We start from the raw sequence: 14,540 nt of genomic DNA on the forward strand, positions 1-14,540 counted from the left end.
TTGCGGCCCTCGACCGTGTAGGCGCGGGAGCGCATCGCCAGCGCCTTGTTGTAGACGTAGCGGACGCAGCCGAACGTCCGGGCAAGCTCGTCGGCCTGCTCGGGGGTCGGGTAGAAGCGGTACTTGTAGGCCCGCTTCACGATCTGCGCCATGCCTCACATCATACCGCGCGATCAATTAAGGATCGCGCGTGTGTTCCCATCCCTGCGGCACCGTGCCGCGTTTCCTCCCCACGCCTGAAGGCGGGGGTCTCCACGCTCAAAGGAGATTCGATGAGCCTGCGCACGGAGACGGGGAAGGGGCCAGGGCATGGTATGCCGGGTGGCCGCGGGACGGATGTGAAATCGAGATAAGCCCGTTACCGGTGGTGTACCGCTGCTTTGATGGACGCATGTCGATTCGCAGGATGTCCCTGGGCGTCACCGCAACGGCCCTGTCTCTCGCCCTCCTCCCGGCCTCCGCACTCCTCCCCGCTCGGGAGGCGCTCGCCGCCTCCGGTCCGGGCGGGCCCGTCCCGCCGTCCGTGCTCTTCCCCGCTCAGGAGGTGCTCGCCGCCCTCGGCTGGGACGGGCTCGTCCCGGCCTCCGCGCCCCTCCCCGCGCAGGAGGCGCCCGCCGCCGTCTCCGGCCCGGGCCGGCCGCCCATCCCGGCCTCCGCGCCCCTCCCCGCGCAGAAGGCGCCCGCCGCCTCCCGGTGGGGCAGGCCCGTCCTGGAGGAGAACTTCGGCGGAACCCGCGTCAACGACCGGAAGTGGGCCGTCTACCACTCCCCCGGCGCGGAGACCAACCCCCGGACCCGCAGGGCGGTCAGCGTGCGCGGCGGCGTGCTCCGGCTCAGGGGCGGGATGTACGGCGGCGCCGACCTCTCCGGCGGCATCGCCAGCCACCTGTCCCAGCGGTACGGGCGCTGGGTGGTGCGCATGCGGGCCGAGCGCGGCGCCGGGTACACCCCGCTGGCCCTGCTCTGGCCGGACCGCCAGGGCAGGCCCGACTACGCCGAGGTCGACTTCGCCGAGATCATCGACCCGCGCCGCCGGTCCGGCGGGATCTTCGTGCACCGCGGCGAGCGGCGGCAGGCCCAGCGCACGATCAGGGCCGACTTCACCCGCTGGCGCACCGTCGCGGTCGACTGGACGCCCGGGCGGCTGACCTTCTGGCTGGACGGCGAGAAGGTGTGGGACTACCGGGGGCCCAACGTGCCCCGCGGGCACTCCATGCACCTGGCCCTGCAGAACGACGTGACGTGCAACGAGTGGTCGCCGTGCCGCAACGCCTCCACCCCGGCCACGGTGAGCATGTACGTCGACTGGGTGAAGGTCTACCCGTACCGGGGCCGGTAGCGTCCCTTCGGCACCGCGGCGGCACCGAGCGGCGACGGCACCCGCGGACGACGGCACGCGACGGCGGCACCGCGCGCTCAGCCGGTGAGCTGCTCCTCGGCGGAGCGCGCGGACGTGCCCGCGCCGCCCTCCCGGGACGCGGTCGCCAGTACGGAGCCGCCGAGGATCAGCGCGAACGAGGCGAGGATCGGCGCGGTGAGCGGCTCCCCGAGCACGACCACGCCCGCCGCGACGGCGACCGCCGGGTTGACGTAGGTGAACACCAGTGCCCGGGAGGCGCCGACCTCGCGGATGAGCGCGAAGAACACGATGAACGCCAGCGCCGTGCAGACGAGCGCGAGACCGGCGAGCGCCGCCAGCACCCGTCCGTCGGGCAGCGCGTCCGGCCAGGTCATGGCGGCCGGCGGCGCGTAGACCAGCGCCGCCAGGCCCAGGCAGGCCGCGGTCATCGGCAGCGCCGGGACGTCCTTCAGCCGCCGTGCCGCGATCAGCGGGGCGATGGCGTAGCAGACCGCGGTCAGCAGCACCTCGGCGATCGCCCAGGGGTCCCCGCCGCGCAGTTCCGGCGCGGCCAGCACCGCCACTCCGGCCAGCCCCGCGGCCAGGCCCGCCCACCTGACGGCGCCCAGCCGCTCGGTGTCCCCGGTCAGCCGTCCCAGCAGCACCGCGACGATGGGCGAGGCCGCGATGAGCAGGCCGGCCATCGAGCTGCTCAGGTGGCGTTCCGCGTCCGAGAGCAGCCACCACGGCACGATGATCTCGATCGCCGCGAAGGCGGCCAGCGGCCGCCAGTGCCGGAGGACCCCCCGCATCCGGCCGCCGCGCAGCGCCAGCGGGAGCAGCACGGCGGCGCCCACCGCGGTCCGCGCGAAGACCAGCACGGGGACGGACACCCCGTCCACCGCCACTTTGATCATCAGGTACGGGATGCCCCAGATGACGCTCATCAGGACGAACAGGATCCAGCCACGCCTGCTCACGGGATCGCACCTCCGGCTCGGGCTCTACGGGCCATCACCCTACGAACCGGATCGGCCGCCCATAAGGTCCAATCGCGGGGTGAACGATTGGGCCAACCGAGGGGTCCGCGGAGGACGGCGGCCGCCTCCTCCGGCCTGCAGGCCGCCGGGCGCGCCCGGCGGCGGTCTTCCCGGGTCTGGTGCAGATGCCGCGATCCACACCGAACCCGGAGGCCCCACCCACTACAGGATCGTCTATTTCGTGTCGCCCCGTACCCGGCCTCTGCGGTCAGCACATCTAGTCGAGGTGGAACACCTCCGCCAGCGGCCGCATGCCCTCGTCGGGGCGGCCGTCGAGGTCCTCGAAGAACGGCGCCATCTCCGCCTGCCAGCGCGCGTTGACCTCGGTGGCGGCCATGCCCTCGCGGGCCTTGCCGAAGTCGTCGGTCTCCAGGTAGCCGACCAGCAGGCCGTCCTCGCCCAGGAAGAGGGAGTAGTTGCGCCAGCCGGTGGCGCGCAGGGCCTCCAGCATGTCCGGCCAGACCTCCGCGTGCCGGGCGCGGTACTCCGCCAGCCGGTCGGGCCGGACCCTCAGCAGGAAGCAGATCCGTTCCATCGGTGTCCTCTCCGCACCCGGTACGGCTCCCGCCCGGCGGGCGGGAGCCGTACCGGCATGCCGTCGTCAGAAGTCAGAGCCGCCAGAAGTCAGAGCCGCCAGAAGTCAGAGCCGCCAGAAGTCAGAGCCGCCAGAAGGCCCAGCCGGGCGAACAGCCGGGCGAACAGTTCCCCGGCCTGCTCGCGCGGCGGCCCGGACGGCGCCGAACGACTTGCTCACACGCTGCAGGGCCGGAACGGGGGAACCGGGGGCGGTCTGGCACGAGCTCCCTCCGAGGGAGTTCTAAAACGTTTCAATGCAGATCTGGACAGTAAGGCAGCAGCCGCAGGCGGGTCAATAGGAGGTTTCCGCGATGTTTCGTGAGAGTGGTATCGTGCCGATGACCTCTATGGAGATTCTTGCCCGGGATTGATTATTACGTTTTAATCAAAAGGTCCTGATCCGGGGGAACAGTGAGGCACGGTCGAGGGCCCCGGTCTGAAGGCCGGGGCCTCCACGCTGGAGACGATTGATGAACGCTGTGGGCATCAGGCAGGTCGCCGAACACGCCGGCGTGTCCCCCGGCACGGTGTCGAATGTGCTGAACCGGCCCGAGAAGGTGTCGGCCTCGACCCGCGCCCGGGTCGAGGCGTCGATCCGGGAGCTGGGATTCGTCCGGCACGGCTCGGCCTCGACGCTGCGCGCCGGTCACAGCAAGACCGTCGGCCTGTCGGTCATCGACATCGGCAACCCGTTCTTCACCGACGTCACCGCCGGGGTCGAGGACGTGGCCAGCGACCGCGGCTACGCCGTGATACTGAGCAACTCCGCGGGCTCGCGGAGCAAGGAGGAGCGCAACCTGCTGGTCCTGGCCGAGCAGCGGGTCCGCGGCGTGCTGATCACCCCCTCCGACGAGGACCCGGAGCCGCTCGACCGGCTGCGCGAGCGCGGGATCAACGTCGTGCTCGTCGACCACCCCGCGCACCGGGCCGACCAGTGCTCCGTCGCCGTCAACGACGTCACCGGCGGCCAGACGGCCGTCGCCCACCTGCTCTCCGGGGGCGCGGCCCGCCTCGCCTACGTGACGGGACCGCTGAGCATCCGGCAGTGCCTGGACCGCAGGACCGGCGCCGAGCGGGCCCTGCGCGGCCGGCCGCTGCGCGTCCTGGAGATGCCCGCGATGACCCCCCGCGCCGGGCAGCAGGCGGCGGAGAAGCTCCTGTCCGAGGGGGACCCGCCCGACGCCGTCTTCTGCGCCAACGACCTGCTCGCCCTCGGCATGCTGCGCGGTCTCCTGCACGCGGGGGTGCGGGTCCCGGACGACGTGGCGCTGATCGGCTACGACGACATCGACTTCGCCGCGGCCTCGGCCGTCTCGCTCACCTCGATCCGGCAGCCCACCTACCAGCTCGGCAGGGTGGCCACCGAGCTCCTCCTCGACGAGTGCGACAACCCCGGCACCCACGCGCACCAGCAGATCATGTTCCAGCCCGAGCTGGTCGTCAGGGAGTCGACCCGGTGAGCCGGGCGGCCTTGAGCGCGAGGTGGACGACGAGGCGGTCCTCGCCGTCGGCCAGGTCGCGGCCGGTGAGCCGCTCGGCCTTGCCCAGCCGGTAGTACAGCGTCTGGCGGTGCACGCCGAGCGCGGCGGCGGTCTCCTGCACGTGCCCGGCCCGGTCGAGGTAGCTCTCCACGGTCCTGGCCAGCTCCGGGTCCGCGCTCAGCCCACCGCTCTCCGCCGCCAGCTCGCGCAGGTCCTCGGGGGCCAGCCGGGCGAGCGTCCGGTAGACGCCGAGGCCGGACCAGGCGGCGACGGGGGCGAGCTCGGGCACCCTGCCGGCGATCCGCAGCGCGTGGACCGCCTCCCGCCAGCTCCGCCAGGCCTGCCCGGGCTCGGTCCTGGCGTCGCCGATCCCGGCCGCCGTGCCGTACATGGCCTGGAGCCGGCCGGCCAGCTCCCGCGCCTGGGCCGCCGGGGCGAGCAGCCCGACCAGCGGCCCGCCGCGCTCCGGGAGCCCGGGGTCGGGCAGGCCGGGATCGGCGAGCACGTCGCGCGGGAGGGTCCACAGAGCGGCGACCCGGTCGGCCGAGGGGAGTACGGCGACCGCCGCCACCGGGCCGCGCAGGCCCAGCCGGGACAGCGCCCAGGAGCGCTCCTCGGCGTCGGCGGAGAACAGCTCCCGCAGGTGCCCGCCCAGGTCCTGGCGGCGGCGGGCCTCCTGGGCGAGGACCGTGGCCGCGCGCGCGACCGGGCCGGCGACCGAGTCGAGGAGTTCCTCGCCGAGGGTGCCGTCGTCCAGCAGCCACAGGTATCCGTAGGTCACCCCCTGGTGCCGGAGCGGGACGCAGACGCGGGCGAGCACGCCCAGCTCGGCGTCGGCGGGGATCCGGACCCGGCCGGGCGCCGTGGCGATGCCGTACCCCTCGAAGTAGGCCCGGACCTCGTCGGACGCGCGGCGGCGGAGGATGGACTCCTGCCGCACGGTGTCGATGTCGCCGCTCTGCGCGGCGTAGGCCAGGAGCTGGAACGAGCGGTCCTCCAGGGTCGCGGAGGCGCCCAGCCTGGCGGCGATCTCGTCGACGGTCTCCTGGAGCACCCCGCCATTGTCGTACATCTGTATGAAGCCCGCTCCCCCCGATCGTGGCAGATGCACATGAGGCTCACCTGAGCTGCGGTTTTAGGCTGGAAGACATGTTCGGTCAACTTCTCCTCGCCGGGTCGCGGGCGCCGCTCGTGCGCCGCGCGGTCTCCGGCGTACCGCTGACGCGCAAGGTCGTCGACCGCTTCGTCGCGGGCGAGACCGTCCAGGACGCCGTCGGGGCCGTCCGCCGCCTGGCCGGCGCGGGTCTCACCGTCACCATCGACCACCTGGGCGAGGAGACCCGCGACGCCGGGGCCGCCGCCCAGACGGCCGAGGCCTACACCGTCCTGCTCGGCGCCCTGCGCGAGCTGGAGCTCGGCGACCGCACCGGGCCGGCCGGCCTCACCGAGGTCTCGGTGAAGCTCTCGGCGGTCGGCCAGGCGCTGGGCGCCGACGGCGACAAGATCGCCCTGGAGCACGCCCGCACGATCTGCGAGGCCGCCCATGCCGCCGGGGCGAGCGTCACCCTCGACATGGAGGACCACACCACGGTCGACTCCACCCTCGGCATCCTGCGCGCGCTGCGCGCCGACTTCCCCGGCACCGGCGTCGCGGTCCAGGCCTACCTGTTCCGCAGCGAGGCCGACTGCCGCGACCTGTCGCACGAGGGCTCCCGGGTCCGCCTGGTCAAGGGCGCCTACGCCGAGCCCGCCTCGGTCGCGCACCAGAAGAAGAACGACGTGGACAAGGCCTACGTCCGGTGCCTGCGGATCCTCATGGCGGGGAAGGGGTACCCCATGGTGGCCACGCACGACGACCGGCTGATCTCGATCACCGAGACCCTCGCCGACCGCTTCTCGCGCGCCCGGGGCGACTACGAGTACCAGATGCTGTACGGCATCCGCACCGACAAGCAGCAGGCCCTGGCCGGTGCCGGGCACACCGTGCGCGTCTACGTCCCCTACGGCGACGACTGGTACGGCTACTTCATGCGCCGCCTCGCCGAACGCCCCGCCAACGTCGCCTTCTTTCTCCGTGCCCTTGGAGGCAAGTAGCCATGGATGCCATCTCCGACGTCCCCGCCCCCGCCAACGAGCCGGTGCTCGGCTACGCGCCGGGCAGCGCCGAGCGGGCCGCGCTCGAGAAGCGCGTCAAGGAGCTGGCCGGCGCCCAGCTCGACCTGACCATGACGATCGGCGGCGAGCAGCGCATGGCGGGCGGAGTCCCCATCGACGTGGTGCAGCCGCACAACCACGCCGCCGTGCTCGGCCGCACGGCCGACGCCACCGCCGGCGACGTGCGGGCCGCGGTCGACGCCGCGCTGGCGGCGGCCCCCGCCTGGCGGGCGCTGCCCTTCGACGAGCGGGCCGCGATCTTCCTGCGGGCCGCCGAGCTGCTGGCCGGGCCGTGGCGGCAGACACTGAACGGCGCCACGGTCCTCGGCCAGTCCAAGTCGGCCCAGCAGGCCGAGATCGACGCGGCCTGCGAGCTGATCGACTTCCTGCGCTTCAACGTGGCCTACGCGCGCCGGCTCCTCACCGAGCAGCCGGTCTCCTCTCCGGGCGTGTGGAACCGGATGGAGTACCGCCCGCTGGAGGGCTTCGTCCTGGCGATCACGCCGTTCAACTTCACCGCCATCGCGGGCAACCTGCCGGCCTCGGCGGCGCTGATGGGCAACGTCGTCGTCTGGAAGCCCTCCCCCACCCAGCAGTTCGCCGCGCACTTCACCATGCGGCTGCTGGAGGAGGCGGGCCTGCCCCCGGGCGTGATCAACATGGTCACCGGCCACGGCTCGGCGGTCTCGGAGGCCGCGCTGACCCACCCGGAGCTGGCCGGCATCCACTTCACCGGCTCCACCGCGACCTTCCAGCACCTGTGGGCGGCCGTGGGCTCGAACATCGCCTCCTACCGGTCCTACCCGCGCCTGGTCGGCGAGACCGGCGGCAAGGACTTCGTGCTGGCCCACCCCTCGGCCGATCCCGCGGTGCTGACCACGGCGCTGGTCCGGGGCGCGTTCGAGTACCAGGGCCAGAAGTGCTCGGCCGCCTCCCGCGCCTACGTGCCGCGCTCGGTCTGGACGGCGATCCGCGACGACCTGGTGGCCACCGCCGAGTCCCTGACGGTCGGCGACGTGGCCGCCGACCTGTCGACGTTCATGGGCGCGGTCATCGACGACCGGGCGTTCGCCAAGCACAAGGCCGCCATCGACCGGGCCCGCTCGCTCGACTCGATCGAGGTGCTGACCGGCTCCTACGACGACTCCGCCGGTTACTTCGTGAAGCCGACCGTCCTGGAGTGCGCCGACCCGGCGGACGAGATCTTCGTCAAGGAGTACTTCGGCCCGATCCTCGGCGTGCACGTCTACGACGACGGCGACTTCGACGCGGTGCTGGACCAGATGGAGAGCGCCTCGCCGTACGCGCTGACCGGCTCGGTCATCGCCAGGGACCGCTACGCGATCACCTCGGCCTCGGAGCGGCTGCGCTTCGCGGCGGGCAACTTCTACGTCAACGACAAGCCCACCGGGGCGGTCGTCGGCCAGCAGCCGTTCGGCGGCGCCCGCTCCTCCGGGACCAACGACAAGGCCGGTTCGGTCTTCAACCTGATCCGCTGGGTGAACGCCCGCACGATCAAGGAGACCTTCGTCCCGCCGACCGACCACCGCTATCCGCACATGGGCTGAGACACCCGGCCCACTGTGCGGCCGCCTCCGCATCGCCCGGTTCCTGCCATGCCGGTGCCGATGCCGGACGGCCGCGACGCCCCGGGACTCGATCCGAGTCCCGGGGCGTCGCCGTCGTCGCGGTCCGCGCCCCGACGTTCGTCAGCATATGTTGACGTCTCGGCTTCGTCAGCATATGCTGACGATGTGTCCATGAGCACCGATCTCGAACAGGCCGTGCACGACACCGACCCGGACACGGCGCTGCGCGCCGTCGCCCGCCTGCGCCGCCTGGTGGAGCAACTGGAGGCCCAGCACGTGGCGGCGGCACGCCGGGCGGGCTGGTCCTGGCGGGACATCGCCGTCCGGCTCGGCGTCACCAAGCAGACCGTCCACCGCAAGCACCACCGCGTCCAGGAGGACTGATGTTCCGAGGCGACCACCCCGAACTGGGCCGGGCACTGGGCCGGGCCGTGGAACTGGCCCGCGGTCTCGGCCATCCCCGCACGGGCAGCGAGCACCTGCTGCTCTCCCTCGCCGCGGGCGGCGCCGTCGCCGCCGCCCTGGCCGAGCACGGGGCGGCGGAGGCCGCGCTCCGGGAGGCCGTCCGCCGGTCGGCGCCCGCCGGGGCAGGCGCGGCCGCCGACCGGGACACCCTGGCCGCGCTCGGTGTCGACCTCGACCGCCTGCTCGGCGCTTCGGGAGCGAGGGCGCTGGACCGCCCGCCCTCACGTGAGCCGCTGCTCCCGCTGGGCGCGGCCGGGGCACGTCGCCGGTGCGCCCGGATGAGCCCGCCGCTCGGCCTCGACGCCCAGGCGGCCTACGAGGCGTCGCTGCGGCTGGCGCTCGCCCGCCGCGAGCGCGAGCACAGGACCGAGCACCTCGCCCTCGCGCTCATCGCGCTCGATCCCGGCGCGGCATGGGCGCTCTCCGCCACCGGCGCCGACAGGCGGGCGATCCTGGCCGACCTGGCCGCCGCGTTCCCGCCGCCGCGGCGCAACCCCCTCCTGCGCGCCGAGCGGCGGCTCGCCCGGCGGATCCGCCACCGCGACATCGTGCGGCGCTACCAGCGCACCACAGGACGCACCGCGACGTCGGGCCCCGCCCTCGCCGCGCTCATCGGCGCCTGACGCACCCGCTCCCCCGCCGCCTCGGCGACGGCGCGGGGTCCCGCGGGGACGCGGCGGCGCCGGGCGCCGTCTGCGGCGGCCCCGCGCCGCCGGGCCTTCACGACGCGGGGTGCGCGGCGGCCGAAGGCGTGCGTACACCGCGGATGATCAGGTACAGCATGAGGCCGAACTCGGCGGCGGAGGTCGGCAGCGAGACGACGACCCGCACCGGATCGGGCGCGTCGGGCAGCGCGAACGCGATCAGCGGGTCGGCGATCCAGGTCAGGCAGCCGATGACGAGCAGCACGCCGAGCCAGTCGGGGAACATGCTCGACCGGTAGGCGACGTACCCCATGGGCAGCAGCCACAGGCCGAACAGGACGCCGCCGAGGACGTAGCCGTGGTGGTGCAGGTCGAGCATCAGCAGAGCGAGCGAGTCGCGGCCCGCCGCGCCGGCTCCTGAAGCGTAGACGGGGTCCGTGGCGACGACCAGCGCCCCCGCGTGGAAGGTGAGCAGCGCCAGGATGCCGCCGGCCCCGGCGATCACCAGCGTCAGCAGCGCCGTGGCCGCGCGGGGATGGGCCGGGTGCAGCAGGCGGTGGAGGGCGAGCCCGAGCGCGATGAAGGTCGTCGCCATGAGGATGTCGGCGGCCAGACCCAGGCGGAACAGGGTCTCCCGGTCGGCGATGTTGGCGGCGGTGGCGGCGGCGTCGCCGGGGACGTATACGGGGCCTCTGCTGTAGAACTGCGCCCAGACGCCGAGGACGACGAGCGTCAGATAGAGCAGTCCCGAGATTCTGGCGATCGTTCTGGGGTGGGTCACGGATCCTCCTGCGGTGTCCCGAAAGCCGGTGACGACCACCCTGCGGGACCCGGCCGGCGGATACATCGGTAGATGGTCTCCTGCGCCTCCCCCCACGGGTGGAGGCGCAGGAGACGGTGGGGGGAGGCGGGGGCGTGAACGGCTGCGTAGTCTTTGCTCATGCCTGAGGCCGAGACCACGTCAGCGCCGCCGCGGCCGGTCGCGGCGGCGTCACGGCAGGGGTTCCCGCTGCTGCGTGCCTGGTCACGGGTATGGCGCTATGCCGCGGCCGGGGCGGCCGGGGCCGTGGCGTGGACGGCGACCGCCGCCGAGCAGGTGGCAGGTGGGCTGACGGAGGCGCAGGAGGACGCCGTCGGCGCCATACTCGTCGTCGACTTCCTGGTCGGCATGGCCGCGCTCGGGCTCCTGCCCCTGCGGCGCCGCCGCCCGCCGGTCGCCGCCTGCCTGACGGCCGCGCTCTGCGCGGTGTCGGTCACCGGCATCGGCCCGGCGGCCGTGGCCATCGTGTCCATGGCCACGTGGCGGCGGCGCGCCTGGACGGTGGCGGCCGGGGTCGTGTTCGTGGCCGCCAGGGCCGTGTGCGAGGGCCGGTACCAGTCGCTTCTCCCGCCTCTGGAGCAGGGGCCGTCCAGGGCCGTGGTCGGCGCCCTGCTCGACGCGGGGTTCTTCGCCGCCGCCGTGCTCACCGGCCACCACGTCGCGACACGCCGCGAGCTGATCGCCTCGCTGCACGACCGGGCGCGCACCGCCGACCGCGAACAGGCCCTGGCCGCGCGGGTGGCGCGCGACGCCGAGCGCAACCGCATAGCCAGGGACATGCACGACGTCATGGCGCACCGGCTCTCCCTGGTGGCCCTGCACGCCGGGGCGCTCGCCCACCGCGGCGACCTCGACCGGGAGCGGGCGGCGTCGACCGCCCGCACGATCCAGACGAACGCCCAGCTCGCGCTCACCGAGCTCCGGCAGGTGCTCGGGCTCCTGAGAGCCGACCACGACGGACCGCAGCCGACCCTCGCCGAGCTGCCCGCGCTGCTCGCCGACGCGCGGGAGGCCGGTGCGACCGTACGGCTCGACACCTCCGGTGTGCGGGACGAGGATCTGCGGGCACTGCCCGAGACGCTCTCCTGCACCGCGCTGCGCATCGTGCAGGAGGCCCTGACCAACGCGCGCAAACACGCCCCCGCCGAGCCGGTCACCGTACGGCTCGCGGGCCGGCGGGGAACCCGCCTCGAACTGGAGGTCCGCAACCGGATCGGCGTCGCGCCCGGCACGGCCCCGCCGTCCGCCGGACTCGGCCTCACCGGCCTGGCGGAGCGGGTCCGCCTGGCGGGCGGCGAGCTCGAGTACGGCGAGCGGTCCGACGGGTCGTTCGCCGTACTCGCGAGGCTGCCGTGGCCGGCGTGACGGGGGTGCGGGTGGTCGTCGCCGACGACGACCCCCTGGTGCGGGCCGGGCTGCGGATGATCCTCGACGACGCGCCCGGCGTCGAGGTGGTGGCCGAGGCCTCGGACGGCCGGCAGGCACTCGACGCCGTCGCACGCGAACGGCCCGACGTCGTCCTGATGGACGTCCGGATGCCGCACATGGACGGCCTCACCGCCACCCGCAGGCTCCGTGAGCGCTCGGCCGCGGTGAAGATCATCGTTCTGACCACCTTCGACGCCGACGAAACGATCTTCAGGGCGCTCCGGGACGGAGCCGCGGGATTCCTGTTCAAGGACACCTCTCCGGAGGACCTCATCCGGGCCGTGCACCGTGCCGCCCTCGGCGAGCCCGTGCTCTCCCCCGGCGTCACGAACCGCCTCATCGCGGCCGTCACCAGGCCGGCGGACGACTCGCGGCGGCTGACGGCACGCGCGCTGCTCGGCCGGCTGACCGACCGTGAGCGCGATGTCGCCGTCGCCGTGAGCGAGGGGCTCACGAACAGCGAGATCGCCGGCTCGCTCCACATGGGCGTCGCGACGGTCAAAACGCACATCGGGAACGTGTTCGCCAAACTCGAGGTCACCAACCGCGTCCAGGTCGCCCGCTACGTCCACGACGCCGGCCTCGGCGCTCCGCCCGCCTGACCCCCGCCCGGGGCGGCGCTCGCGGAAGCCGTCCGGGGAGTACGGGTCCGCCGACGCCCCGGCTCCCCCGGGCAGCCGGTCGCCACAGGGCCGGTTCCGGAAGGAGACTGGAGAATCTCGGATCCTCCTGTAACAATCCCCTCGAACCATCACTCTTGTATGACGAACCCACCCGAACGAAACGGAAAAGCCCGATGAGCGACTTCGACGTCACCACCACCGACTACTACGACACCGACGGCGACGGCAGCACCGACGTGCAGCTCATCGACACCGACGGCGACTACGTGGCCGACGAGGAGCGCTACGACACCGACGGCGACGGCGTGACCGACGTGGTCTACCTCGACCACGACGGCGACGGCTACACCGACGAGGTCCGCGTCGACCTCAACGGCGACGGCGTCTCCGACTACACCGAGTACACCGGTCCCTTCCCCACCGCCTGACCCCCGGCGGCCCTCCGCCGCCGCACCGCCGATCGCACCGCCTCCGCCGCCGGGCCGGAGCCCCCGTGGGACGGGCTCCGGTCCGGGCCGCGACGGGACACGGGCGGCCGGTGCGCGGCCGGTGCGCGGCCGGTGCGCGGGTCAAGGATCCGTCCGCGGCGCAGAATGCGGACCCGTGCTGTCCGCTATCGCGTCTACGGTCGGAGACATGGACCTGAACTGGAACTCCCTGCTCACGGAGCAGCTGGACTGGCACTGGGAGCACCACCTGCGACCGCGCCTGGACGGCCTGACCGACGAAGAGTACTTCTGGGAACCGGTGGACGGCTGCTGGAGCGTGCGCCCGCGCGGCGCGAGCAGCGCCCCGGTCGCCGCCGGGAGCGGTGACTTCGTCATCGAGTTCGCGCTCCCCGAACCGGACCCGGCGCCGGTGACCACGATCGCCTGGCGGCTCGGGCACCTCGTCGTCGGCGTCCTGGGCGCGCGCGCCGCGGCGCACTTCGGCGCGCCCGCCGTGGACTACCAGGGGTTCGCCTACGCCGGGACCGCCGCGGAGGCCCTGCGCCAGCTCGACGGGACGTACGCGGCCTGGCGGGACGGGGCGCGCGCGCTCGGCGCCGAGGGACTCGCCCGGCCCTGCGGTCCCGCGGAGGGCCCGTACGCCGAGGAGCCCCTGGCCGCCCTCGTGCTGCACATCAACCGCGAGGTGCTCCACCACGGCGCCGAGATCCTGCTCCTGCGCGACCTGTACCGCAACCGCCGCAGCCTGCGGCCGTCCCCGGCCTTCGACGAGGCCTCCCCCTGACGTCTCCGGCGGAGCTCCCGCAGGGCGCGGAGTCGCGGAATCCGGGACGCGCCGAGGTCAGGGGGCCAGTGCGGGCACAACGACCTCTTCCAGCACGGCCCTGGGCGTCCCGTCCTGGTCGGGCCTGTTGTAGCCGCCCGCGGTGACGGCCACGACGAGGCCGAGGTCGGGCCGGAGGAAGAGCCTCTGCCCGCCGTTGCCCGTGGCCGCGGCGCGGCCGTCCGGGCCGGCGTACCACAGGTAGCCGTAGAAGGAGTCCTTCCCGGTCGGCACGTGCGGCCGGAGCATCTCCTCGATCCAGGCCGCCGGGACCACCCGGCGGTCCAGTACGGCCTGGCCGGTCGCGGCGAGGTCGCGCGGGGTCAGCCGCAGCCCGGAGGCGGCCAGGGCCGCCCCGTCGTCGCCCGTCGCCCACGCGAAGGACGTGATGCCGAGCGGCTCGAAGAGGGCGGCGCGCGCGAACTCCTCCAGCGGGCGCCCGGTTCCCCGGGCGATGAGCCCGCCGACCAGCGCCGCGGCACCCCCGTTGTAGTTCCACCGGGTGCCCGGCTCCTCGACGATGGGCCGGTCCAGTACGAACCGGTGGCGGTCCTCCGCCATCTCCATGGCGATCTCGCTGTTCTCCGGGCCGGTGTACGGCGCGCTCTCGTCCCACTCCAGACCGAGCGTCATCGTGAGCGCGTGCTCCACGGTCAGCCGGGTCCGCCGGGGGTCGGCGGCCAGGTCGGCGTACTCGGGGAAGTGCCGCAGGATCGGCTCGCCGGGATCGGGCACCAGCCCGCCGCCGAGCGCGATGCCGTACAGCAGGCCGACGACGCTCTTGGTGATCGAACGGACGTCGTGCAGCGTCTCCGGGCCGAAGTCCACCGTGCCGAGCGGCACGTTCAGGGCGAAGTCGGGGCCGCTGCCGTAGTGCTCCAGGACCAGGTCACCGTGGCGGGCCACCACGACGCCGTGCAGGCCGGGGGCCCTCCCCTCCCGGATGAGGGCGTCGAGCCGGTCGGCCAGGTCGGGGGCGAATCCCGCCTTCTCGGGAGCGGTCTGCTGCCACATGCGTTTCCTCCGGGTCCGTGAATGTCTCGGTGACAGAGCCTTTCAGGTGGCTTTCAGGTGACAGAGCCTTTCATTCACTTTCCATGGCATCCACC

The 14,540-nt window shown here is 73.6% G+C and carries 16 protein-coding genes; 10 read left to right on the forward strand and 6 right to left on the reverse strand.

All coding sequences use genetic code 11. The annotated features are described in order from the left end of the window. The coding region (locus FHS22_RS19410; protein ID WP_184943631.1) for a helix-turn-helix domain-containing protein at positions 1-152 on the reverse strand (152 nt) is incomplete at its 3' end. Positions 153-391: 239 nt separating this feature from the next. Here FHS22_RS19410 and FHS22_RS19415 point away from each other — a divergent pair. Beyond that, positions 392-1,339 carry a glycoside hydrolase family 16 protein gene (locus FHS22_RS19415; RefSeq protein ID WP_184943633.1) on the forward strand — a complete coding sequence of 316 codons (948 nt, stop codon included), beginning with the start codon at positions 392-394 and terminating at the stop codon, positions 1,337-1,339. Positions 1,340-1,416: 77 nt separating this feature from the next. Here the strand turns inward: FHS22_RS19415 and FHS22_RS19420 are convergent, their stop codons facing one another. Together FHS22_RS19420 and FHS22_RS19425 are read right to left on the reverse strand one after the other, a co-directional pair. Then, entirely contained in the window at positions 1,417-2,319 is a 903-nt protein-coding gene (locus FHS22_RS19420; protein ID WP_184943635.1) for a DMT family transporter, read from the reverse strand. A 277-nt stretch (positions 2,320-2,596) separates the two neighbouring features. After that, positions 2,597-2,914 carry an L-rhamnose mutarotase gene (locus FHS22_RS19425; protein WP_184943637.1) on the reverse strand — a complete coding sequence of 106 codons (318 nt, stop codon included), beginning with the start codon at positions 2,912-2,914 and terminating at the stop codon, positions 2,597-2,599. A 511-nt stretch (positions 2,915-3,425) separates the two neighbouring features. Here FHS22_RS19425 and FHS22_RS19430 point away from each other — a divergent pair. Next, positions 3,426-4,415, forward strand: coding sequence for a LacI family DNA-binding transcriptional regulator (locus FHS22_RS19430; protein WP_184943639.1), 990 nt, complete (start codon positions 3,426-3,428; stop codon positions 4,413-4,415). Here the strand turns inward: FHS22_RS19430 and FHS22_RS19435 are convergent. Then, positions 4,396-5,508 carry a PucR family transcriptional regulator gene (locus FHS22_RS19435; RefSeq protein ID WP_184943641.1) on the reverse strand — a complete coding sequence of 371 codons (1,113 nt, stop codon included), beginning with the start codon at positions 5,506-5,508 and terminating at the stop codon, positions 4,396-4,398. The two genes, FHS22_RS19430 and FHS22_RS19435, sit on opposite strands and share 20 nt — an antisense overlap. A gap of 77 nt (positions 5,509-5,585) precedes the next feature. Here FHS22_RS19435 and FHS22_RS19440 point away from each other — a divergent pair, with 77 nt between their 5' ends. The 4 genes from FHS22_RS19440 to FHS22_RS19455 all read left to right on the forward strand — a co-directional run bounded on the left by FHS22_RS19440 (position 5,586) and on the right by FHS22_RS19455 (position 9,267). Then, entirely contained in the window at positions 5,586-6,530 is a 945-nt protein-coding gene (locus FHS22_RS19440; RefSeq protein ID WP_184943643.1) for a proline dehydrogenase family protein, read from the forward strand. A gap of 2 nt (positions 6,531-6,532) precedes the next feature. Then, positions 6,533-8,158, forward strand: a complete 1,626-nt coding sequence (gene pruA, locus FHS22_RS19445) for an L-glutamate gamma-semialdehyde dehydrogenase (RefSeq protein ID WP_184943645.1) — start codon at positions 6,533-6,535, stop codon at positions 8,156-8,158. Positions 8,159-8,350: 192 nt separating this feature from the next. Continuing rightward, positions 8,351-8,563, forward strand: a complete 213-nt coding sequence (locus FHS22_RS19450; RefSeq protein WP_184943647.1) for a helix-turn-helix domain-containing protein — start codon at positions 8,351-8,353, stop codon at positions 8,561-8,563. Then, positions 8,563-9,267: a Clp protease N-terminal domain-containing protein gene (locus FHS22_RS19455; protein WP_184943648.1), complete on the forward strand. Its 705-nt coding sequence runs from the start codon at positions 8,563-8,565 to the stop codon at positions 9,265-9,267. The genes FHS22_RS19450 and FHS22_RS19455 overlap by 1 nt, the downstream gene beginning before the upstream one ends. A 97-nt stretch (positions 9,268-9,364) precedes the next feature. Here the strand turns inward: FHS22_RS19455 and FHS22_RS19460 are convergent, their stop codons facing one another. Next, the gene (locus FHS22_RS19460) at positions 9,365-10,069 is read right to left on the reverse strand and encodes a DUF4386 domain-containing protein (protein ID WP_184943651.1); all 705 of its coding nucleotides are present in this window, start codon (positions 10,067-10,069) and stop codon (positions 9,365-9,367) included. A 159-nt stretch (positions 10,070-10,228) separates the two neighbouring features. Here FHS22_RS19460 and FHS22_RS37370 point away from each other — a divergent pair, with 159 nt between their 5' ends. The 4 genes from FHS22_RS37370 (at position 10,229) to FHS22_RS19475 (ending at position 13,392) form a co-directional block, all read left to right on the forward strand. Further along, the gene (locus tag FHS22_RS37370; protein ID WP_221473843.1) at positions 10,229-11,473 is read left to right on the forward strand and encodes a sensor histidine kinase; all 1,245 of its coding nucleotides are present in this window, start codon (positions 10,229-10,231) and stop codon (positions 11,471-11,473) included. Then, a complete protein-coding gene (locus FHS22_RS37375; protein ID WP_338047829.1) occupies positions 11,470-12,138 on the forward strand; it encodes a response regulator in 669 nt (222 codons plus the stop codon). The genes FHS22_RS37370 and FHS22_RS37375 overlap by 4 nt, the downstream gene beginning before the upstream one ends. A 194-nt stretch (positions 12,139-12,332) precedes the next feature. Next, on the forward strand, positions 12,333-12,587 hold the full coding sequence (locus FHS22_RS19470; RefSeq protein ID WP_184943652.1) for a hypothetical protein: 255 nt from the start codon (positions 12,333-12,335) through the stop codon (positions 12,585-12,587). Between the two features lie 208 nt (positions 12,588-12,795). After that, positions 12,796-13,392: a DinB family protein gene (locus FHS22_RS19475; RefSeq protein WP_184943654.1), complete on the forward strand. Its 597-nt coding sequence runs from the start codon at positions 12,796-12,798 to the stop codon at positions 13,390-13,392. Positions 13,393-13,449: 57 nt separating this feature from the next. Here FHS22_RS19475 and FHS22_RS19480 read toward each other — a convergent pair whose 3' ends face one another. Beyond that, positions 13,450-14,445, reverse strand: coding sequence for a serine hydrolase domain-containing protein (locus tag FHS22_RS19480; RefSeq protein ID WP_184943656.1), 996 nt, complete (start codon positions 14,443-14,445; stop codon positions 13,450-13,452). Positions 14,446-14,540 lie beyond the last annotated feature (95 nt).

This window comes from Thiemannella venezuelensis (assembly GCF_014203605.1).
GTDB lineage: Bacteria > Actinomycetota > Actinomycetes > Streptosporangiales > Streptosporangiaceae > Planomonospora_A > Planomonospora_A venezuelensis.